This window comes from uncultured Albimonas sp., assembly GCF_963977235.1.
GTDB lineage: Bacteria > Pseudomonadota > Alphaproteobacteria > Rhodobacterales > Rhodobacteraceae > Albimonas.
In genome coordinates, this window is record NZ_CAXBOD010000008.1 from 69627 (window position 1) to 89024 (window position 19398).

18 protein-coding genes are annotated in these 19398 nt (G+C 73.3%); 3 read left to right on the forward strand and 15 right to left on the reverse strand.

Translation table 11 applies throughout. The features are described 5' to 3' along the window. Positions 1 to 138 precede the first annotated feature (138 nt). Complete coding sequence (locus tag AAC134_RS07095; protein ID WP_339948369.1) at positions 139 to 825, forward strand: type 1 glutamine amidotransferase domain-containing protein; 687 nt, start codon at positions 139 to 141, stop codon at positions 823 to 825. Between the two features lie 585 nt (positions 826 to 1410). Here AAC134_RS07095 and ugpC read toward each other — a convergent pair. From ugpC to AAC134_RS07125, 6 genes are all read right to left on the reverse strand, one after another. Continuing rightward, positions 1411 to 2532 (reverse strand): sn-glycerol-3-phosphate ABC transporter ATP-binding protein UgpC, encoded by a 1122-nt coding sequence (gene ugpC / locus AAC134_RS07100; RefSeq protein ID WP_339948370.1) that lies wholly within the window; start codon positions 2530 to 2532, stop codon positions 1411 to 1413. Then, positions 2532 to 3296, reverse strand: coding sequence for a tyrosine-protein phosphatase (locus tag AAC134_RS07105; RefSeq protein WP_339948371.1), 765 nt, complete (start codon positions 3294 to 3296; stop codon positions 2532 to 2534). Before AAC134_RS07105 ends, ugpC begins: the two co-directional genes overlap by 1 nt. Beyond that, entirely contained in the window at positions 3296 to 4177 is an 882-nt protein-coding gene (locus AAC134_RS07110) for a carbohydrate ABC transporter permease (protein ID WP_339948372.1), read from the reverse strand. Before AAC134_RS07110 ends, AAC134_RS07105 begins: the two co-directional genes overlap by 1 nt. After that, positions 4167 to 5141, reverse strand: coding sequence for a sugar ABC transporter permease (locus AAC134_RS07115; protein ID WP_339948373.1), 975 nt, complete (start codon positions 5139 to 5141; stop codon positions 4167 to 4169). The genes AAC134_RS07110 and AAC134_RS07115 overlap by 11 nt, the downstream gene beginning before the upstream one ends. Before the next feature lie 153 nt (positions 5142 to 5294). After that, on the reverse strand, positions 5295 to 6620 hold the full coding sequence (locus AAC134_RS07120; protein WP_339948374.1) for an ABC transporter substrate-binding protein: 1326 nt from the start codon (positions 6618 to 6620) through the stop codon (positions 5295 to 5297). A gap of 73 nt (positions 6621 to 6693) precedes the next feature. Next, positions 6694 to 7560 carry a metallophosphoesterase gene (locus AAC134_RS07125; RefSeq protein ID WP_339948375.1) on the reverse strand — a complete coding sequence of 289 codons (867 nt, stop codon included), beginning with the start codon at positions 7558 to 7560 and terminating at the stop codon, positions 6694 to 6696. A 176-nt stretch (positions 7561 to 7736) separates the two neighbouring features. Between AAC134_RS07125 and AAC134_RS07130 the strand changes: the two genes are divergently transcribed. Further along, positions 7737 to 8327: a TetR/AcrR family transcriptional regulator gene (locus tag AAC134_RS07130; protein ID WP_339948376.1), complete on the forward strand. Its 591-nt coding sequence runs from the start codon at positions 7737 to 7739 to the stop codon at positions 8325 to 8327. 214 nt (positions 8328 to 8541) lie between these two features. Here AAC134_RS07130 and AAC134_RS07135 read toward each other — a convergent pair whose 3' ends face one another. Continuing rightward, positions 8542 to 9300 carry an SDR family NAD(P)-dependent oxidoreductase gene (locus tag AAC134_RS07135; RefSeq protein WP_339948377.1) on the reverse strand — a complete coding sequence of 253 codons (759 nt, stop codon included), beginning with the start codon at positions 9298 to 9300 and terminating at the stop codon, positions 8542 to 8544. Positions 9301 to 9399: 99 nt separating this feature from the next. Between AAC134_RS07135 and AAC134_RS07140 the strand changes: the two genes are divergently transcribed. Then, a complete protein-coding gene (locus AAC134_RS07140) occupies positions 9400 to 10332 on the forward strand; it encodes an AraC family transcriptional regulator (RefSeq protein WP_339948378.1) in 933 nt (310 codons plus the stop codon). Between the two features lie 357 nt (positions 10333 to 10689). On the opposite strand, the gene AAC134_RS07145 is transcribed toward AAC134_RS07140, so the two are convergent. The 8 genes from AAC134_RS07145 to AAC134_RS07180 all read right to left on the reverse strand — a co-directional run bounded on the left by AAC134_RS07145 (position 10690) and on the right by AAC134_RS07180 (position 19392). Beyond that, on the reverse strand, positions 10690 to 11322 hold the full coding sequence (locus tag AAC134_RS07145; protein WP_339948379.1) for a LysE family translocator: 633 nt from the start codon (positions 11320 to 11322) through the stop codon (positions 10690 to 10692). A gap of 519 nt (positions 11323 to 11841) precedes the next feature. Then, positions 11842 to 12741, reverse strand: coding sequence for an AraC family transcriptional regulator (locus tag AAC134_RS07150; RefSeq protein WP_339948380.1), 900 nt, complete (start codon positions 12739 to 12741; stop codon positions 11842 to 11844). A 484-nt stretch (positions 12742 to 13225) separates the two neighbouring features. Then, positions 13226 to 13873: a DsbA family oxidoreductase gene (locus tag AAC134_RS07155; protein WP_339948381.1), complete on the reverse strand. Its 648-nt coding sequence runs from the start codon at positions 13871 to 13873 to the stop codon at positions 13226 to 13228. Between the two features lie 121 nt (positions 13874 to 13994). Further along, positions 13995 to 16532, reverse strand: a complete 2538-nt coding sequence (locus tag AAC134_RS07160) for a cation:proton antiporter (protein WP_339948382.1) — start codon at positions 16530 to 16532, stop codon at positions 13995 to 13997. Between the two features lie 155 nt (positions 16533 to 16687). Beyond that, entirely contained in the window at positions 16688 to 17314 is a 627-nt protein-coding gene (locus AAC134_RS07165; RefSeq protein ID WP_339948383.1) for an NrsF family protein, read from the reverse strand. Further along, positions 17311 to 17892, reverse strand: a complete 582-nt coding sequence (locus AAC134_RS07170) for a sigma-70 family RNA polymerase sigma factor (protein WP_339948384.1) — start codon at positions 17890 to 17892, stop codon at positions 17311 to 17313. Before AAC134_RS07170 ends, AAC134_RS07165 begins: the two co-directional genes overlap by 4 nt. 159 nt (positions 17893 to 18051) lie before the next feature. Beyond that, positions 18052 to 18570 carry a redoxin domain-containing protein gene (locus AAC134_RS07175; protein WP_339948385.1) on the reverse strand — a complete coding sequence of 173 codons (519 nt, stop codon included), beginning with the start codon at positions 18568 to 18570 and terminating at the stop codon, positions 18052 to 18054. A gap of 102 nt (positions 18571 to 18672) precedes the next feature. Continuing rightward, the gene (locus AAC134_RS07180) at positions 18673 to 19392 is read right to left on the reverse strand and encodes a cytochrome c biogenesis protein CcdA (protein ID WP_339948386.1); all 720 of its coding nucleotides are present in this window, start codon (positions 19390 to 19392) and stop codon (positions 18673 to 18675) included. Between the last annotated feature and the right edge of the window lie 6 nt (positions 19393 to 19398).

Below are 19398 nucleotides of genomic sequence, written 5' to 3' on the forward strand. Positions count from 1 at the left end.
GTTCAAGAAATAAATTTCTTGAATGAACCAGGCGCTCCCATATCCCCGCCAGCGGCACGGCGAACCCGACGCCTGGCGTCTAGCGAAGCCGCTCCGAACCGGCGCCCGACGGCGCTGCAATGTCAAAGGAGACGACCCGTGAAAGTGCTCATCGTCCTCACCTCGCACGACCGCCTCGGCGACACCGGCCGCAAGACCGGCTTCTGGCTCGAGGAGTTCGCCGCGCCCTACTACGTCTTCAAGGACGCCGGCGCCGAGATCACGCTGGCCTCGCCCAGGGGCGGCCGGCCGCCGCTCGATCCCAAGAGCGACGAGCCCGGCTTCCAGACCGACGCCACGCGCCGCTTCCTCGCCGACGAGGCGGCGAACGCGCAGCTTGCGGCCACCGTCCGGCTCGACAGCCTCGACGCGGGCGACTTCGACACAGTCTTCTATCCCGGCGGGCACGGCCCGATGTGGGATCTGGCCGAAGACCCGACGTCGGTCGCGCTGATCGAGGCCTTCTGGGCGGCCGGCAAGACCATCGGGCTCGTCTGCCACGCGCCCGGCGTCCTGCACCGGGTCAGGAACCCCGACGGGACGCCCTTCGTCCAGGGACGGCGGGTGACGGGCTTCACCAACAGCGAGGAGGCGGGCGTCGGGCTGACCGACGTCGTGCCCTTCCTTGTCGAGGACGAGCTGGTCGACCAGGGCGCGATCTTCTCGAAGGTCGCGGACTGGGGCGTCCACGTCGTCGCCGACGGGCGGCTGGTCACCGGCCAGAACCCGGCGTCCTCGACCGAGGCGGCGCGCACCCTGCTCGCCGCCGCGGCCCCGGCCGCCTGAGGCCGCCTCCCCTTCGTCGTCGCCGGTCTCCGGCGGCGGCGCGCCCCTGATCGAGGCCACCGATCCCCCCCTGACCCGACGCTTTCGCACGCGCGGGCGCGCGCCATGACGGCGCGTCCCGGGCCCGCTCCCGCGGTGTCGCCGCCGCTGGCTGAGTCCGGGGAACGCGAGGACCGGCGATGCGGCCGGCGCTGTGCGAAGACAGGACCGACCGCGATCTTCGCGCCTGCCGGCGCTGGCGCGAGCGGCGGTTCTCCGTGGCGGAGGCATGAAACCTGACCGGGCCGCGCCGGGGCGGGGTCGCGATGCGAAACCTCCGTCTGGCCGTCCGCCGCGTGTTCGGCGGCCGCCCGAACGACCGCGCCGACGTCCCGCCCCCCTGCCCGCAAGGAGGCGCTGGGTTCGCCCCCCCGGCTCCGTCGTTTCCTCTTGCCCCATGCCCCCGCCTCGCCCCCCTTCGACATCGGGCGTCGGCTGATCTCCCGCCGGACGGGCAAGCGCCTCCCGCCCGACGCCCTCGCGGTCGGGCGAGAGATCCTCGCCCCCTGTAGTCCCGCCCCCTGCGGCTCGCCGGCCGCGCCAGTTCTATGCGACCAGGCCCCGGGCTTCGGCCGCCGCCGCGGCGACGGCGCGGGGGTGTTCGGGCAGGCGGCGGCCGTCGTCCAGGGCGAAGGCGTGCAGACGCGCCGCGTCGGGAACCAGGACCACGAGGTCGTCCTCGCGCCAGGGGGCGTCGCGGCCCAGGACGGCGCTGGCGTGGCCGCCGTCGACGTTGCAATAGGCGATGCGGGCGCCGCCGAGGTCCTCGACCATGTCCACGCGGGCGGGGAGACCGGGGGTTCCGGGCGCCGCCAGACGCATGTCCTCAGGCCGCACGCCCAGGGTCAGCGCGGCGCCGGGGCGCAGCGCGACCGGAGAGGGCAGAGCGAAGTCGGGCGCGGCGTCGGGCGCGAGCCGGCCCGCCTCGTCGATCGTCGCCCCCAGCAGGTTCATCGCCGGCGCGCCGAGGAAGCCCGCGACGAAGGTCGAGGCGGGGCGGGCGTAGACCTCCGACGGCGCGCCCTGCTGCTCGATCCGGCCGCCGTTCATCACCACCAGCCGGTCGGCCATCGTCATCGCCTCGACCTGATCGTGGGTCACCAGGATCGAGGTCGCGCCCAGCCGCCGGTGCAGGCGGCGCAGCTCGATGCGCATCTGCACCCGCAGGGTGGCGTCGAGGTTCGAGAGCGGCTCGTCGAACAGGAACAGCTTGGGCTCGCGCACGATCGCGCGGCCCATGGCGACGCGCTGGCGCTGTCCGCCCGACAGCGCCTTGGGACGACGGTCGAGATAGGGCTCGAGGCCCAGCACCGCGGCCGCGGCGCGCACGCGCTCGGCCCGCTCGGGCTTCTTCACGCCCGCGAGGCGCAGCGGGTAGCCGATGTTCTCGGCCACCGTCATGTGCGGGTAGAGCGCATAGTTCTGGAACACCATCGCGCAGCCGCGCTGCACGGGGTCGAGGTCGTTGACCACCTCGCCGGCCACCGCGATCTCGCCGCCGGAGATGTCCTCGAGCCCCGCGATCATCCGCAGAAGCGTGGACTTCCCGCAGCCCGAGGGGCCGACGACCACCACGAACTCGCCCTCCTCGATGACGAGGTTCAGCCCGTGCAGGGCCGCGGTCTCGCCGTAGCTCTTGCGCAGGTCGGAAAAGACGACATGGGACATCACGCGGTCTCCTCGACGCGACGGGCGCGCAAGCGGGTGCGCAGGGCGGCGAGGTCCTCCTCGGCCATCCCGTGCCGGCGCAGGTAGGTCTCGGCCCCGCCGTGGCGGTCCTCGAGATGGCGCAGCAGCGCGCGCATGGTCCGGGGATCGGAGGCGAGCAGGGCCGGGTTCAGGTCCTGCCCGTGGGCCTCGGCGTCGGCGCGCAGGGCGGCGAGCAGGCCGGGCAGGCGCGCGCCGGTGGCGGCGTAGTCGGCGACCACGGTCTCGGGCTCGGCGCCGGCCAGCAGCAGCAGGAAGGCCGCGATCAGGCCGGTGCGGTCCTTGCCGGCCGCGCAGTGGAACAGCACCGCCCCCTCCGGGCTCCGCGAGATCAGGCTCAGCGTCTCGACGAAGGCCGCCCCGCGCCGGTCCAGCGCCAGCCGGTAGAGGGCGAGCAGCAGGTCGGGCGCCCCGGCCCCGTCGGCGCCCAGGGCCTCTCCGGTCGGGTCCAGATCCTCGAACAGCGAGAGGTGGCGGTAGTCCACGCCGGGCACGCCCTGCGCGAAGGGATTGGGCGCGCGCGCAAGCTCGTCGGCCCGGCGCAGGTCGATCACCAGCGCCACGCCGAGGTCGCGCAGGGCCTCCACCCCTTCCCGGTCCAGCCGGTGCAGGCTGTCGGCGCGCAGGGCGCGGCGGAAGGCGGTCTCGCCCTCCCTGGCGGGCCAGCCGCCCAGGTCGCGGATATTGTGGCTGCCGGCAAGGGGGATCAGGCGCGGGTCGGACATCAGCGAAGCCCCGATTTCATGAAGGAGGAGATCACCTGCCGCTGCAGGACGAGGTAGATGAGGAGGATGGGAAGGCTCGCCATCGTCGAGGCGGCCATCAGCGGCCCCCACTGCGTGCCCTCGGCGGTGATGAACATCTGCAGGCCGATCTGGACCACCGAGTTCTCGGGGGTGCGGGTCAGCAGCAGCGGCCAGAAGTATTCGTTCCAGGTCGAGATGAAGATCAGGATCGACAGCGCGGCGAGCGTGCCGCGCAGGTTGGGCAGCACCACCTGCCACAGGATGTGGGCGTGGCCGGCGCCGTCCATGCGGGCGGCCTCGATCACCTCCCTGGGGAAGGAGCGCATCGCCTGGGCCAGCAGCAGGATCGCGAAGGCCGAGGCGACATGAGGCAGGATCAGCGAGCCGAGCGTGTCGATCATGCCCAGCTGCGCGACCAGCAGGTAGTTGGGGATCATCACCACCTGCAGCGGCACCAGCCAGGTCAGCGCCACCGCCGCCATCAGCAGGCCCGAGCCCGGGAACTTCCAGCGCGCGAAGGCGTAGCCCGCCAGGATCCCGGTCGCGAGTTGGATCGCGGTGACCGCCGCCGAGACGGCGAAGGTGTTCAGCAGCATGCGCCCCATCGGGATGGCGCGGATCGCGTAGGCGTAATTCTCGATCGAGGCGGCGTCGGGCCACAGCGCCGTGGAATAGATGTCGCCCGGCGGCCGCAGCGAGGTGACCAGCATCCAGTAGACCGGAAACACGCAGACCAGCGACAGCGCGATCATCAGCGCGTGGCCGATCCGGACCTCCCACCCCTGGGCGACCCGCGCGGAGGCGCGGGGCCGCAGGCGCGCGGGCCTGGAGGCGGAGGGGGCGAGGACGTCAGTCGTCATGGAAGGTGACCCTCTCCTTGAGGCGGAAGATCGCGGCGGCGAGCAGCCCGAAGCCGATGAACAGGATCACCGCCGAGGCCGAGGACCAGCCCACCGACAGGGTCGCGAAGCCGAACTGCCACAGCAGGTAGTAGATGTTGGTGGTGGCCCCCAGCGGCCCGCCCTCGGTCAGCACATGGATGTAGGCGAAGCTCCACTGCGCCCCGAGCAGGATCACCATCATCGCCAGCAGCAGGATCGTGGGCGAGAGCAGCGGCAGGCGCACGTCGCGCACGATCCGCCAGCGGGTGGCGCCGTCGAGCCGCGCCGCCTCGATCAGCGAGGGGTCGATCGAGGCGTTGGCCGCCGACAGGATCAGCGTGGCGAAGCCGATCAGCTTCCAGCCGGTGATGAAGGTGATGGTCCACAGCGCCCAGTCGGGGTCCGAGAGGAAGCTCACCGGCTCTAGGCCGAGCCCCGTCAGCCAGCTGTTGACCACGCCGTAGCGCGGGTCGAGCAGCCAGCGCCAGACGGCGGCGGCGACCACGGGCGGCACGATCAGCGGCACGAAGATCAGCGCGCGGTAGAGGTTGCGCGAGCGGGCGGGCAGGTCCTGGGTGAAGATCGCGATCGCCAGCGGCAGCGCCACGGTCATCGGCAGCAGCCCCACCAGGTAAAGCCAGGTGTTGTTCAGCGCCTGCCAGAACTGCGGCAGGTCGAGGATGTTGCGATAGTTGTCCCAGCCCACCCAGACCTTCGGCGAGAACGGCAGCAGGTTCCACTGCTGGAAACTCAGCCAGAAGGCCTGCGCCAGCGGTTCGTAGATCCACACCACGAAGCAGAGCAGCGCCGGCGCAAGGTACAGATAGGGCCGGAGCCCGCGGCTGATCCGCTGGGATCGGGTCGGGCCTCGGCGGCGCGCCGACGAGCCCGCGGGGGGGCGCGGTCGGGTCAGGCCGGGGGCCGGGGGGGCGGCGTCGGTCAAGGTCGGCGCTCCGTTCGGGGGCTGGCGGGGGGGGGCGGGGGGGGCGGAGAGGGGCCGGGCGGGCGGCGGAGGCCGGATCGCTCCGGCCTCCGCCCGTCTGCACGCGGGATCGGGCGCCCGATCAGGGCCCGATCAGGCGGGATCGGGGCCGGATCAGGGGACAAGGCGCTGGGCGCGTTCCTGCGCGTCGGCCAGGATGCCGGCCACGTCGTCGTCGCCGCCGAAGGTCGCGCGCTCCATCGCGTCCATCGCGGTGATCGAGATCTGCTGGTAGTTGGGCCCGGGCATCGGCGCCCAGGGCTCCAGCTTGGCCAGCTGGTCGAGGTTGGGCTGCAGCAGCGGGTGGTCCTTCACCCACTCGCCCAGATACTCGGGGTCGTTAACGATCGCGGTGCGCAGGGGCAGGTAGCCGATGTCGCGGGTGATCACCGTGTAGCCGTGCTTGGAGGTCAGGAACTTCATCAGCTCCCAGGCCGCGCGCTGCTTGAGCGGGTCCTGCGCGTGGATGGTCAGGGCCGAGCCGGAGTTGTTGGGCCGCACCGGCTTGTCGCCGAAGCTGGGCATCGGGGCGGCGCGCAGCTCGTACTTGCCGTCGGCGCCGCGCACCAGATGGCCCTGGATGGCCGAGGTCTGCAGGTACATCGCGGTCGCGCCCGCCGCCATGCCCTCGAGCTGGGAGTCGACCGGCAGGTTCTCCATGATCCCGTTCGCGGCGAGGTCCCGCAGCATCGAGACAGCTTCCACCGACGCCGGCTCGGCGAAGATCATCCGCGTGCGGTCGGCGTCGATGATCATGCCGCCGTTCGAGCGCAGGACCCCCTGCATCAGCCAGTCGCCGGCCGAGGGGCCGTAGATGCCGGTGGCCAGCGGCAGGGCGCCGGTCGCCTCCTTGATCGCGAGGCCGGCCTGCCGGACCTCGGCCCAGGTCGCGGGGGGCTGGTCGGGGTCGAGGCCCGCCTTGCGGAACAGGTCGGCGTTGTAGAACAGGATCGGAGTCGAGAAGGTGTAGGCCAGCCCGTAGGTCTTGCCGTTCAGCTTGCCCAGCTCGAGCCCGTTGGGAACCATGCCGTCGAAATGGGCCTCCAGCTCGGCGGGGGGGATCACGTCTTCCAGCGCCACGGCGCCGAGGTTCTGCACGGCGAAGTCGAGGCCCGAGAACACCATCTGCGAGAGGTCCGCGGGCTGGCCCGCGACCATGTCCGCCTGGATGCGGGTCATCATGTCCTGCGGCTTCACCGGGACGCCGACGACGGTGACGTTCGGGTTGGCCTCCATGAACTCGGCGATCATCCGCTTGGTCGCCTCGGCGCCGTTGCCGGCGCTGGAGAGGTTGTAGTTGTAGAAGCTGATGGTCACCGGCTCGGCGACCTCGGCGGGGATCGGACGGCTCTGCGCCAGGGCGGGGCCGGCGACCAGCGCCAGCGCGCCGGCCGCGGCGGTCAGCCCGAGGGCGGCGCGGCGGGTCAGAATGAGGGTCATGTCTGGAACTCCGGGAGGGCAAGCGTCAGGCAGGGGGCGCGGAGGGGCGGCGCGTCGCCCCTCCGGCGCAGGGTCAGGCGGCCTCGCCGTATTTCTCGGCGATGTAGGCGCGCAGCGCGTCGAGGCTCAGCTCATGCGCCACGGCGCGGGTCTGGGGGTGGGGCACGAAGGTGACGCCCAGGCCGGACGGGCGCAGGGTGCAGATCGCGAAGCCGGTGGCGTCGAGCATCCGCAGGGTCTCGCCCATCGCCACCGGGTCCGAGGCCGCGTGGTGGCCCGCGCCGATGATCACCGGCACGCCGTGCCAGTGCTCGACCCGGTCGAGGTGGATGTGACCCGAGAGGATCCCGATCACGTCCCGGCCCGCGATCGCCTCGCGGAGCGCGCGCGTGGCCCGCAGGGTCAGCGACTTCCAGGGGAAGTCGGCGCCCGTCGCCTCGTCCAGCATCGGGGGATGGTGGATCACCAGCAACTTGGGCGCGCCGGGATGGGCCTCGAGCCGCTCGGCCAGCCAGTCCATCTGGCCCGCCTCCCAGTCGCCCTCGACCCCCGAGGGGATCGAGCTGTCGAGCACGATCACGTGGATGCCCTGCACGACCAGATCGTGGTCGAAGGGCCGCGCGGGATCGTGGGCCAGCTGCGGGAAGGCGGCGGCGAAGCCCGCGCGGTCGTCGTGGTTGCCCAGCGCCAGGATCACCGGGACCTTCGGCGCCGCCTCGTCGAGCAGCGCCTGCAGGTGGCGGTAGCTCTCGGCCTCGCCATGGTTGGACAGGTCGCCCGAGATCACCACGAATTCCGGCTGCGGATCCATGCGCGCGATCTCGGCGCAGGTGCGGCGCAGCGCAGCCTCGGAATCGCCGACCAGCGTCTCGTCGGCCAGCGCGGGGGCCGAGATGTGCAGGTCGGTGAGGTGAACGAAGGTGACGTCTTTCGTCGACATGGGGGGCTCCTGACGGTCGCGTGTTTCTCAGGGCCGCCTGCAGTTGGCGCTTGCCCTGGCCTGGGCGCGACCTATAGCTAGGGTTCGTGACAAACGAATGAATGTTCATTCAGTGCATCCGCCTCGACCCGAAACGCTCCGGGCCGAGACCTGGCGAGGGCCTGAAAGGAAGCGGCGTGGATCAGTTGATGCCGATGCGGGAGCGGATCCTGAGGGCCGCCGAAGACATGCTGGTCGAGTTCGGACTGCAGAGCAGCATGGCCCGGATCGCGACCAGGGCCGGCGTGGCCGCCGGGTCGATCTACAACCACTTCGATTCGAAGGAAGAGCTGATCGGCGCAGTCTACCGGCGGCTGTCGGAGGAAATGACCGCGGCGATGCTCGCCGCCGACCGGCCCGACGCCTCGCCGATCCGCCGGCTGGAGCTCTACATCGACGCCTATGTCGACATGTTCGAAGCCGATTCCGGCCGGGCGATCCTGTTCGAGTATCTGTCCTCCGTGCCCCTGATCCCGGGCGAGGAGCTGATCGAGGTCTTCGCGGCGCCCAGCGCGCATATCGAGGGCATCCTGCAGCAGCTCGCGGCGGCGGAGCTGCTGCGCCCGGGAGAGCCCTCGATGATGGGCGGCTTCATCGGCGGCGCGATTCGCAACACGCTGAAATGGCGCCGCGCGCAGAAGCGGCCGTTGACCGAGGCCGACAGGACCCAGATCCGCCGCATGTGCCTCGACGCGATCCTGAAGGAGGCCGCCGGGCGGGCAACCTAGCCGCCCCCGCCGCTCCCCGGCGACAGGCCGTCGCCTCGTGGCTCGCCCCCGGTCCGCCAGGGCTCCTCCGGCGCTGCGCTACAGGCTGCGCCGAACCCGAAGGCCGGACCGCCCGGCTCTGGAACTCCCGGGGGTCGTCCTGACGCCAGGCCGGGGGCGGCCGACCCGGCGGCTTCGGCGACGCCGCCCCCAGGGGGGAGGCGGCGTCGCCCGATCATGCGACCGGCAGGCCTGCCTCGCGGAACCAGCTCACGGCGTCGGCGCCTGCGGGGCTCTTCATCGGCGCGTCGGGCTCGACGACCGCCCGCCACACCGCGCGGGCCACGTCTTCGGGCTCGGTGACCTCGCTCGCCCCGCGCAGCGCTCCGAGACGGTCCATGACGAAGGCGTTGTAGGGCTCGGGGATCTCCAGCCCCATCCGGGCGATCGCGTTCTGGCCGAAGGAGGTCGCGGGCGCGGAGCCGGGCAGGACCAGCCGGACCCGCACGCCGAACAGCGCGGCCTCGAGCGCGAAGCTCTCGGTGAAGGCGTTCAGGGCGGCCTTGCTGGCGCTGTAGGCCGAAAGGGCCGCGAGCGGCCTGACCGTGACGCTGGAGCTGACGTTGACGATCGCGCCGCCGCCGCGCGCGCGGAACTGCGGCATGACGGCCCTCGTCATGGCGATGGGGCCGAGCGTGTTGGTCTCGAACACCTCGCGCATCGCCTCCATCGTCGCGCCTTCCACCACGTTCAGCAGGCCGACCCCCGCGTTGTTGACCAGCGCGTCGAGCGGACCGGCCGCCGCGACCGCGGCCGCAACGCTCTGCGCGTCGGTGACGTCGAGCGGCAGGAGGGTCAGCCGCTCGCTCGCGGGCAGAAGATCCGCGCGGGGGCTGCGCATCGTGGCGACCACCTCCCATCCCTCGTCCAGAAAGCGCTGCGCGATGGTCAGGCCGAAGCCGCTGGAGCAGCCGGTGATCAGGATCCTGGGCATCTCATGGTCCTCCTGTTGATGCGGAGATCCGGAGATGGTCGGCCGAACCCGGACAATCCATCACTGGAACTCCGGATATCTTCAGCGTATGTCCGGAGCATGAGCGATCCCCTCGCAGATGTCGTCCGCCTCCTGAAACCCGCCCCGTCGATCGCCAAGCGGGTGACGGGGGCCGGGCGCTGGATCGTGGAGCGTCGCGATCTGGGCAGTCCGTTCTATTGCGCGGTGGTCGAGGGGGGGTGCCGCCTGAGGGTGGCGGGCCGCGCGCCCCTGCGGCTGGCGGCGGGCGACTTCGCGCTTGTGCCGGAGGCCCACGCCTTCGCCTGCGCCAGCCTCGAGGCGCCGGGGCCGGGCGCGGTCCGCCGGCCGCTGGAACTGTCCCCCGGCGTCGTCCGTCTGGGCGACCCCGAGGCGCCGGCGGACGTGGTCATGCTGGTCGGGCATTGCGCCTTCGCCTCGCCCGACCGCGAGCTTCTGGTCTCGCTGCTGCCCGAGGTGATCCATGTCCACGGCGCCGACCGGCTGACCGCCATCGTGAGGCTGATCGACGACGAGACCCGCGCCGACCGCGCCGCCCGCGAGAGGGTGCTCGGTCACCTGCTCGAGGTGCTGATGATCGACGCGCTGCGCTCCTCGGGCGGGACGGGCGCGATGCCGGGGCTGCTGCGCGGCCTGGCCGATCCGCGGCTGGGCGCCGCCCTGCGCGACATCCATGCGCATCCCGAGCGGCCCCAGTCGGTGGCCGATCTGGCCGCCGCCGCCGCCATGTCGCGCTCCACCTTCTACGAGCGGTTCCGCCGCGAGGTCGGGGTCGCGCCGATGGAATATGTGACGCGGTGGCGGATGTCGCTGGCCAAGGAGATGCTGGCCGGACGCGCCGAGCCGATCGCCGAGGTCGCGCGCCGGGTCGGCTACGGCTCCGCCAGCGCCTTCAGCGTGGCCTTCGCCCGCCACGTCGGCGCGCCGCCCGGCGCCTTTGCCGCGCGGACGCCGCCCGCCTCCCGCCCGGGGACGCAGGTGTCCGCCGCATGACGCCCGCGCCCGCCTCCAGGCGCGCCAGGACCAAAGACCGAAGCCTCCGCGCACGGCCAAGATCCGCCCCTTGGCGTCTGCCCGGAGTGCGGACACTTTCCCGCCCTGCCCCCGCCTCTTCCTCGACCTGACGGTTCGCGGGCCGACAGGCCTCCTGCCTGCGGGCGCGCGCGGCCGGGCGCGAGATCCTGGCCGTGCTCTGCAGGCCGGACCGCGCGCCGTTCGACCCCCTCTGGGGCGGCCTCGCGTCCGGCGCCCTCGGGGCGGACGGACGCGAAGCGGTGACGATCCGCCCGCAAGGCGGGCGTCCCCGACCCGCGGGAGGCGAGGGTGCGGCGTGGCCGAGCGGGCGTCGCGTCACGCCGCGGCCAGTGCGGACCAGATCATCAGCATCCCGAAGACCCCGAAGACGACGCCGGCCAGGATCTGCCCGCGCCTTGCGTGCTCGGGCCTGCGCAGCACGCCCGCGATGCGCCGCGCGCCGATCGCATAGCCCCCCAGGACGACGAACTTCACGACCACGAAGGTCGAGACCAGAAGCGCGAGCAGCGCCGGTCCGCCGTCTTCGGGAAGGAACTGGGGGAACAGGGCGGCGAAGAACAGCACCGCCTTGGGATTGCTGATCCCCACGCCGAACGAATGGAGCCAGAGCGCCGCGCCGCTCTGCGCGCGCGGCGTCGCAGCCGCCGCCGCCCCGAGGTCCTTCCCGCCCGGCCGAACGAAGGTCCACCCGAGCCAGAGGATATAGGCCGCCCCTGCCAGCCGAAGGCCGAGGAACGCCGCCGGGCGGCTTTCAAGCAGCGCCCCCAATCCCAGGACCGACAGCGTGGCCAGGATCGCGATGGCGACCAGGTCGCCGCTCAGGGCGCTCAGGGCGCGCGGCCACCCGTGCGCGACGGCATTGTTCACGATGAACAACGTGGACGGTCCCGGCGTCGCCGACTGCACGGCGCACACGATCGCGAAGGCAAGATAGGCGGTGACGTCCATGCTTGGTCCCAGGCAAGGGATTGACGGGGGCGGGGCGTGTCGCGGGCGGCCGATCCGCGTCCGGCCGCATCCCGCGCGATCACGGTCCGGGGGCCCCGCGCCCCGGCCCGGCGCCTCCGGCTTCAGATCCGCGCCGCGGCCGCTGCGCCGTGTTCGTCGCCAGGGTCCCGGAGACGAACACGCGGGACGAGCCCGTTGCGAAAGGCCATGGCGTCCTCCTTCTGAGCGGAGCGAGAGGCGGGGTCTGCCGACGGACCCTGGCCGGGCGGCCGCAGACCCGCGGCGCAGAAGCTGCCGCCAGAGCGCCATTCTTGCGGTCAAGCCGATCGCGCCCCCCGCAAAGCTCCGGCGGCGGCGCCGGGCGGCGGCTTCCGCGCCGGGATCAGCACGCCTCCGCGCCCCCTGCGGCCGGTCGACGATCCGCGTCGGCGCGCATCCCCCGGGGCCGCGCCAGATCCCGCCCGCCGGACGGCGGGTCGCCCTCGCCATCCGCCCGCGATGCGCGCCTCACCGCGGCGCTCAGGCGCGCCCCGGATCCCGAACGGCCTTGCGATACTCCGACGGGCTCATCCGCATGTGCTTGACGAAGACGCGGGCGAGGACCTGGTTGGCCGAATACCCGACCTCGAGCGCGATCTGCGTGATCGGCAGGTCCGTCCGTTCGAGCAGCTCGCAGGCCTTGGCCACCCTCAGCCGGGTCAGGTAGACCCGCGGCGGCACGCCCAGGCTCTGCTTGAACATGCGCGCGAAGTGATAGGGCGAGAGCCGGACCTCGGCCGCCAGGTCTTCGAGGCTGATGTCTTCGGCGAACCGCGCCCGCATCAGCTCGACGCATCTCCGCCTGGCCCAGGGGGCGAGGCCGCCCCTCGCCGGAGCCAGCGGCGCCCCGCCCAGGCGGCAGAGTTCGGCGAGGATCTCGCAGCCCGCCGCCTGCGCCAGCAGCCGGGAGGGCGCCCCCTCGTCCTCGCACAGCGCCCAGAGGGCGCGCAGCGCCGCCCGGATCGCGGGCGACTCGAAGGACTGGCCGTAGACGAAGGAGGTGTCGAACGAGAACCGGCCCTCGGCGCCCCCGTCGAGCATGTCTTCCCACTTCGCCACGGGAAACGCGAGGCTTCGGAGCCGGTGACTTGCGCCGTTGATCACCGTGGTCGAGAAGTTCGGCGCCACGACGATGAGGGCGCCCTTGCGTGTCCGCATATCGATGCGGCCGCCGCCAAGGTCGCCCCTGAGATGGCCGTTGCCGAGCATGTCCTCGACCAGCACGAGGTCCCCAAGCGCGGGGCGGGACATGTTCCCCGCCGGCCGCGCCACCTCCAGCAGATCGAGGAGCCCGCCCGAGGATTTTCGCGCCCGCACGTAGGACGCGTGCTGGCCGTGCGCGTGCCACTGGGCGAATGAGGTTTGGGCATGCACGTTCATGTCCGTCCCCCTGCTTTCATGGGGCCCCTGCTGTCGTGGGCCCCCGGGCGTCATGAGCGCGTGAGGGGAGGGTCGCGCGAGGGAAGAGTCGCGCCCGCGCAGAGACCTTCCGCCGACGGTCGCGGCGGCGTTGGTTCCGCTGCCTCCGATCCGCGCGAATGCAATGAATGATGTTCGAATATGTCGGGGATGGAAAGGCGCGCCGACCGGGCCGCGCGCACGTCATCGTGAGCTTTTCCCGGCGTTCGCAGGCCCCTGCGACGAAGCCGACAGGCAACAGCCGCGGCAAGCGAGGCCCGGCGCGCGCGGGCCGAAGCATGGCGGGCGGTCGCCCCCCCTCCCCGCTGCGCCTCATCCCTCTGTTCGGCCTCGGATACCGCGGCGTCCGCCCCGGTCGCAGGAAAGGCGGGGCGCCCGCCGCCGTCGAGCCCCGTTGCGCCGCCCGCCGGCCCGGACCGAACCCGCAGATCCCGGCCTTCGCCCCTCAGACCGCGGCGGCGGCGGCCTGTCGGCGCAGGATCGCGGCGAAGGTCTCCTCGCCCTGGGCGCCGGGGACCATGCGGCGGCGGTCGAAGATCATCGCGGGCACGCCGGAAATCCCGCGCTCGGTCCAGAACGCCTGCTTCTCGCGCACCAGCGCCGCCCGCTCGCCGCGCTCCAGCGCGCCGCGGGCGGCGGCGGGGTCGAGCCCGACGCGCCCGGCGACCGCGACCAGCGTCTCGAGGTCCGAAACGTCCTCGCCCCGCGTGAAAAAGCTCTCGAACAGGGCCTGCTTGGTCTCGTGCGCCATGCCCTGCGTCTCGGCCCAGTCGATCAGCTGGTGGGCGAGGAAGGTGTTGCGCATCCGCGTCTCGGGGCCGTAGGCGAAGTCGAAGCCCAGCGCCGCGCCCATCTCGACGATCCGCGCCCGCGCGCCGGAGGACTGCGCGGGCGTCGAGCCGTACTTGCGCGCCACGTGATCGCGAAGGTTCTCGCCCTCGGGCGGCATGTCGGGGTTCAGCTCGAAGGGATGCCAGTGCACCTCGACGGGCACCCCCGTCTCCTGCGAGGCGCGGGCCAGCTGGCGCCAGCCGATCAGGCACCAGGGGCACACGACGTCCGACACGATGTCCACGCGAACCGGTTGGGTCATGAGAGTCCTCCTCGAAGGTCGCGGCGGCGCAGGCGGGGCCGCCCGCCGGGATCGGCGCCCAGACTAACCCGCGCGCGCGACGAGCAGAAGGGCCCCCGCCCCGCGCGAGGCCCCCGGCGCCCTACGATCCGGGCGAGTGCGGCGGCGGCGGCGGCGGCCCGGCCTCCTCCTCCAGCGTGGCCAGCGAGATGCCGCGCTTGGTCGCGCTCGACCGCACGGCGGCCGCCACGGCCTTGCTGCGCGCGAGCAAGCGGCGGAACCGCGCCTCGTCGAGGACCAGCAGGGTCGAGGGCGCGATCGCCCGCACCTCCGAGCGGCGCGAGCGGCGCGTCAGGATCGCCATCTGCCCGAACATCTCGCCGCGCCCCAGCCGCCAGGTCTGGCCCGCGCTCGACAGTTCCACCGCGCCCGTGGCGATGAAGTACACGCTGCGCGCCGGGGCGTCCTTGTGCAGGACCACGTCGCCCGCGTCGGCATAGCGGGTCTTCAGCGCCCGCCCCAGCCGCCGCAGCACCGCGTCGTCGAGATCGGAGAACAGCGGGAAGCGCCGCACCAGCTCCGCGCGCTGCACCGCGATGTCGAGGCGCGGCCGCTCCTCGGCCGCGGCCCGGCGCGCGGTCAGCTCCTGGACCAGCGAGGTGTGGATCTCGGCGCCGATCAGGCCGTCCTCGCGCATGGCGGCGTATTCGCGCTCCTCAAGGCGGAGGGCGGTGCGCCGGATGAAGCGCCGCTCGAGCTCCTCGGCATAGCCCGGATACTGCAGGCGCAGGCCCTCGAGCGCCGTCTCCACCGTCTCGACCCGGCGGGTCAGCATCTCCTGCAGCAGGTCGGCCACGCGGCGGCCGTGGATCCGGCGGATGCGCCCGTCGATGAAGCCGCCGAGGTCGCGCAGGATCAGCCGCTGCGAGAGCAGCAGCTCGAACCGGTCGGCGGTGACCCGCGCGAGCGGGCGCGACAGCCGCAGCCGGTTGTGCAGGACGGCCGCGACCCGCATGGCGCGCCCGTAGGCGAGGCTGCGGCGGGCCGCGCGCTGGTAGCCGCTGCGCCCGCCCGAGCGCGCGCCCTCGATCAGCCGGTCTGCGTCCGAGAGGATCTGGTCGGCCATCCGCGCCGAGATCGTGCGCGCCAGCATCCGCGCCAGGATCGCCTCGCGCTCCGCGCCCGCGAGCGCGATCAGACCCAGCGTGACCCGGTCGCGGTCGAGGATAGAGGTGCTCGCCTCGGCCGCCTTCACCGCCCCGTCGAGCCGTTCGCCGAAGCGCTTGGCCTCGGAGCGGACGATGTCGTGGCTCAGCTCGTAGTTGCCGGTGATCCGGGCCACGTCCTCGCGCACCGTCTGCAGGGCCACGGCCACCACCTGCCGCGAAAGCGCCTCGTCGATGGGCGAGAGCCGGTCGAGCCCGAGCCACCCGATCACCGGACGCAGCGTGGCGCCCTGGACGATCAGGGTGAACAGGGTGAAGCCGGTGGCCAGGATGCCCACCACGCGCTTGGTCTCGGGCGGGACCAGCGCGCTTTCGGTGACCGCGAGCGCCAGCGCCAGCGTCACGGCCCCGCGCAGCCCGCCCCACAGGATCGCGACGCGGTAGCGCGGCTCCACCGCCGGCGAGGCCCGCAGCAGCGTCAGCAGCGGCAGCAGCACGAACAGGATCGTGGCGCGCGCCGCCGCGGCGGCGACGATCACCACCGCGACCAGCCCGATGTCGGCAAGGTCGACCCCCTCCAGCAGCCGCGGGATCAGCAGGGCGGCGAGGATGAAGATCAGCGCCCCCGACCAGTGGGCGAGCAGGTCCCAGACCTCGCGCAGGTTGGCCCAGGCCTGCGGCGGCAGGCGTCCCGGCGCGGCGAGGTTCAGCGTCAGCCCCGCGGTCACCACCGCGATGACCCCCGAGGCGCCGATGCTCTGCTCGGCGATGATGTAGGCGAGGTAGGGCAGCGCCACCGAGATCGACATCTGCGCGAGTTCATAGCGCGAGAAGGCCGACATCACCCGCAGCGCCAGCCGCGCCGCGATCCAGCCCGTCGCCGCCCCGCCCGCGATCAGCATCGGAAACCGGGCCAGCGCGTCGTCCAGCCGCGGGTCCGGCACCCCCAGCATCACAAAGCCCATGAACAGGCCGAACAGCGCGATGGCCGCGGCGTCGTTCAGCAGGCTCTCGCCCTCGATGATCCGCGCCAGCCGGCGCGGCGCCGAGATCGAGCGGAAGATGCCCACGACCGCCGAGGGATCGGTGGTCGAGACGATGGCCCCGATCAGCAGGCACGAGGTCAGCGGCAGCACCCCCGTCCACGACAGCGCGTAGCCGACCGCCAGCGTCGCCGCGACCACCGCGACCACCGCCAGCAGGATGATCGGCGCCCAGTCGTCGAGCATCCGCCGCAGGTTCATCCCCAGCGTCGCCTGGAACAGCAGCGTGGGCAGGAACACGTAGAGGAAGACATTCGAGCGGATCGGCAGCCCGAGGATCGCCTCGGACACGGGGTTGAGCGCGTCGGTCAGCTCGGTCTGCAGGAAGAACGCCGCGGCCGCGCCGATCAGCACCCCCAGCAGCGCGAGAATCACGCTGTAGGGCAGCCGCAGCCGCGCGGCCAACGGCTCCGCCACCCCGATCACAAGGAACAGGGAGGCGATCGTGCTCGTGATCAGGACGATATCCATGTCTCTGGATTAGCGGGAAACCCGGAGGACTGGAACCAGGTCGCGACGGCGCCCGCCGGGCGCGGCAACCCCGCCTTCGGCGAAGGGCGGCCCGGGGCTGAGGCCGGCGCGGCGCGGCCCTCCCCCCGCTCCGCGCACGCGCGCCCCGCCCCGCCTCACCAGGCCAGCACGCGCCCCCCCGCGAGCGCCCCGGCCAGGCCCGCGACCGCGATCGCGCCGCCGTAGGAGAGCGCGACGAAGGCGACCCCGTCTGCGGGACACCACAGGGCGTAGGCGAGGCAGGCCATGGCGCCGGCCGCGACGCCGGCCAGCGCGCCGGTCGCCGCCGGCCGCGTGGGCGCCCCGACGCGCAGCGTCAGCAACGCCCCCGCCAGGATCGGCGCCGAGAGCAGGAGGATGGACCGCGCGCAGCTCGCCGCCCCCGCCGGCGCAAGGGACGCCGACAGCGCCGCCCCCGCGGCCGTCCAGCCCAGGGCCAGGGCCGCGAGGACCAGGGTGGCGACCGACAGCGGACAGACCTCCGGCCGAGACCCCGGGCGCGACAGGCGGCAGGCGAGCCGCCCCGCGGCCAGCGCCAGTGCTGCGCCCCCGACGAACTTCAACGCCCCCGCCGAGGTCGCCAGCGTCGCGGGCAGGTCCGCCCGCACCCCGTAGCGCGTCGCGACCCAGAGCCCCAGCGCCAGCAGCCCCGCCGACAGCGTCGCGAACAGCCGCAGCTCGAGCCGGGGGCGCGGCGCGGGGGCCTCGGCCGAGAGCCGGCGGATCAACTCGTCGGTAGTCATCGCGCCGCCTTTCGCTCGCCCGGCCCGTCTTCCCCCGCGAGCCGGCGGAGCCGCGCGAGGCCGCGGTGGAAGGCCACCCGCACGGCGCCCTCGCTGATCGCGACGCGCGAGGCGGTGGCCGCGATGCTCAGCCCCTCGATGGCCAGCGCCTCGACCACCCCCCGCTCCCGGTTCGGCAGGCGCGCGAGCAGGGCGTGGGCGTCGCGGCGCGCATCGGGCCTCTCGGTTCGGGCCGGCAGCAAATCGGCCAGGTCCTCGACCGGGCGGGCGTCCGCGCGGCGTCTCGCGCGGCCGAGGCGCCGCGCGGCGTCGACGGTCTTGTGGCGGGCGATGGCCTGGATCCAGGGCAGGATCGGACGCTCGGGGTCCCAGGTGTGGCGCTTGGCATGCAGCGCGATCAGCGTCTCCTGCACCACATCCTCGGCCTCCTCGGGCCCAAAGCCGCTGCGCGCGAGCCGCGCGCGGGCATGGGCGCGCAGCATCCCGGCGATGTCGGCGAGCAGCGCCTCGTAGGCCGCCCGGTCGCCCGCGCAGGCGGCCTGCATGGCCTGGCTCCACCGGGCTTCGCGATCATCCACGCGGCGCTCCTCCCCTCATCCGCAACGCCTCGTCAGCCTGGCCGTCCCCGTCGGCGCGGCATGGGGCCACGTTACATCCCGCGCCCGCCGCCCGGGGGAAAATCCCCGCGCCTCACCGCCCCGTGAGCCTGGGGCGGCGAGCTTGCGGGGGCGGGGCCGTCAGGCGGCCATGCCGCGGATCGGGTAGCCCTTCTCGATGATGAACTTCAGCCCGCGCAGCACGCCGTTCAGGTCGGGCCGCACGAAGGGCGCGTTCGAGACGTCCACGATCTGCACGTTTCCTTCCGGATTGGCCACGAACAGGCCGGGCTCCGGGAACGGCCGGTCGGTCTCCTGCGGCGAGCGCGGCTCGGAGATATAGAGGCCCAGCTCCCGCATCTGCGCGGGGCTCAGCTCGGCGCCGACGGGAAAGCGCCAGCCCTCCTCGGCCGCCTCCGCCTCCGCCCGCTCGAGCGGATCGCCCGAGACGACCGCCACCGCGACGCCAGCGGCCGCGAAATCCTCAAGCAGCCCGTCGAGGGTCTTGAGGTAGGTCCGGCACAGCGGGCAGTGCGCGCCGCGATAGACCACCACCAGTTTCCATCCCGCGCCGCCGAGCGCGACCTCGCCGCCCCCGACCCCGGGCAGGCTGATCTCCGGCATCGCCGCGCCCGGCGCAAGTTTCTGGCTCGAAAGCATGAACGTCTCCTTCCGTGGGCGGCGCGGGCGAAGGGCTTCCGACCGCAGGCCGCAGCGATCGGACCGGCGGAGGCCTCCGCCGATCCGGGGGGGGCGCCTCGCTCAGAGGCTGGTGGTCAGCGCGGTCAGCCAGGGGGGAGAAATCTCCACCAGCCAGGCCTCGGCCGCCTTGTCCGCGCCCGACAGGATAAGCAGGCCCGTCGCCGCGAACACCAGCCCCAGCGCGCGCCGACCGCCCGAGCCCGCGGCGGCGAGCCGCCCCCGCCAGCGCAGCATCGTCTCGCGCGAGGCGAGGCCCAGCGCCGTCAGCGGCAGCCCCGCGCCCACCCCGAAGGCGAGCATGGTCAGCGCCACCTGGCCGAGGTTCTCGCCCCGCGCGGCCATCAGCGAGGCCGCGCCGAGCGTGGGCCCCACGCAGGGCGCCCAGACCGCGCCGAGCAGCGCGCCCACCCCGAACTGCCCGCGCAGTCCCGAGCCCAGATTGCGCCCGAAGCGCTGGTCGACCCAGCCGCCCGCCGGCCCCGCGGCGGCCGCCGCCCGTTCCTGCAGCGCGGGAACCAGCAGCACCACGCCAAGCCCCAGCAGCAGCGCCCCGCCGACCGCCCGGAACAGGCCGGCGTCGAGCCCCATCCCGAAGCCGATGGTGGCCACGAACAGCCCGATCAGCGTGAACGACAGCGCCAGCCCGGCCGCGAGCGCCAGCGGCCCGCGCCGATGCTCGGACGCCGCCGCCCCCAGCACGATGGGCAGCAGCGGGATCACGCAGGGCGACAGGATCGACAGCGCGCCCGCCGCCCCGCCAAAGACGATCGAGGACAGCATCGGCCC

What these genes read in the sequence shown, in the direction of transcription:
- AAC134_RS07145 (WP_339948379.1), bottom strand. Translation starts at nt 11,322, where the DNA reads ATGGACGTCACCGCCTATCTTGCCTTCGCGATCGTGTGCGCCGTGCAG.
- AAC134_RS07105 (WP_339948371.1), bottom strand. Translation starts at nt 3,296, where the DNA reads ATGTCCGACCCGCGCCTGATCCCCCTTGCCGGCAGCCACAATATCCGC.
- AAC134_RS07175 (WP_339948385.1), bottom strand. Translation starts at nt 18,570, where the DNA reads ATGCTTTCGAGCCAGAAACTTGCGCCGGGCGCGGCGATGCCGGAGATC.
- AAC134_RS07180 (WP_339948386.1), bottom strand. Translation starts at nt 19,392, where the DNA reads ATGCTGTCCTCGATCGTCTTTGGCGGGGCGGCGGGCGCGCTGTCGATC.
- AAC134_RS07160 (WP_339948382.1), bottom strand. Translation starts at nt 16,532, where the DNA reads ATGGATATCGTCCTGATCACGAGCACGATCGCCTCCCTGTTCCTTGTG.
- AAC134_RS07125 (WP_339948375.1), bottom strand. Translation starts at nt 7,560, where the DNA reads ATGTCGACGAAAGACGTCACCTTCGTTCACCTCACCGACCTGCACATC.
- ugpC (WP_339948370.1), bottom strand. Translation starts at nt 2,532, where the DNA reads ATGTCCCATGTCGTCTTTTCCGACCTGCGCAAGAGCTACGGCGAGACC.
- AAC134_RS07165 (WP_339948383.1), bottom strand. Translation starts at nt 17,314, where the DNA reads ATGACTACCGACGAGTTGATCCGCCGGCTCTCGGCCGAGGCCCCCGCG.
- AAC134_RS07155 (WP_339948381.1), bottom strand. Translation starts at nt 13,873, where the DNA reads ATGACCCAACCGGTTCGCGTGGACATCGTGTCGGACGTCGTGTGCCCC.
- AAC134_RS07120 (WP_339948374.1), bottom strand. Translation starts at nt 6,620, where the DNA reads ATGACCCTCATTCTGACCCGCCGCGCCGCCCTCGGGCTGACCGCCGCG.
- AAC134_RS07150 (WP_339948380.1), bottom strand. Translation starts at nt 12,741, where the DNA reads ATGAACGTGCATGCCCAAACCTCATTCGCCCAGTGGCACGCGCACGGC.
- AAC134_RS07140 (WP_339948378.1), top strand. Translation starts at nt 9,400, where the DNA reads ATGAGCGATCCCCTCGCAGATGTCGTCCGCCTCCTGAAACCCGCCCCG.
- AAC134_RS07135 (WP_339948377.1), bottom strand. Translation starts at nt 9,300, where the DNA reads ATGCCCAGGATCCTGATCACCGGCTGCTCCAGCGGCTTCGGCCTGACC.
- AAC134_RS07110 (WP_339948372.1), bottom strand. Translation starts at nt 4,177, where the DNA reads ATGACGACTGACGTCCTCGCCCCCTCCGCCTCCAGGCCCGCGCGCCTG.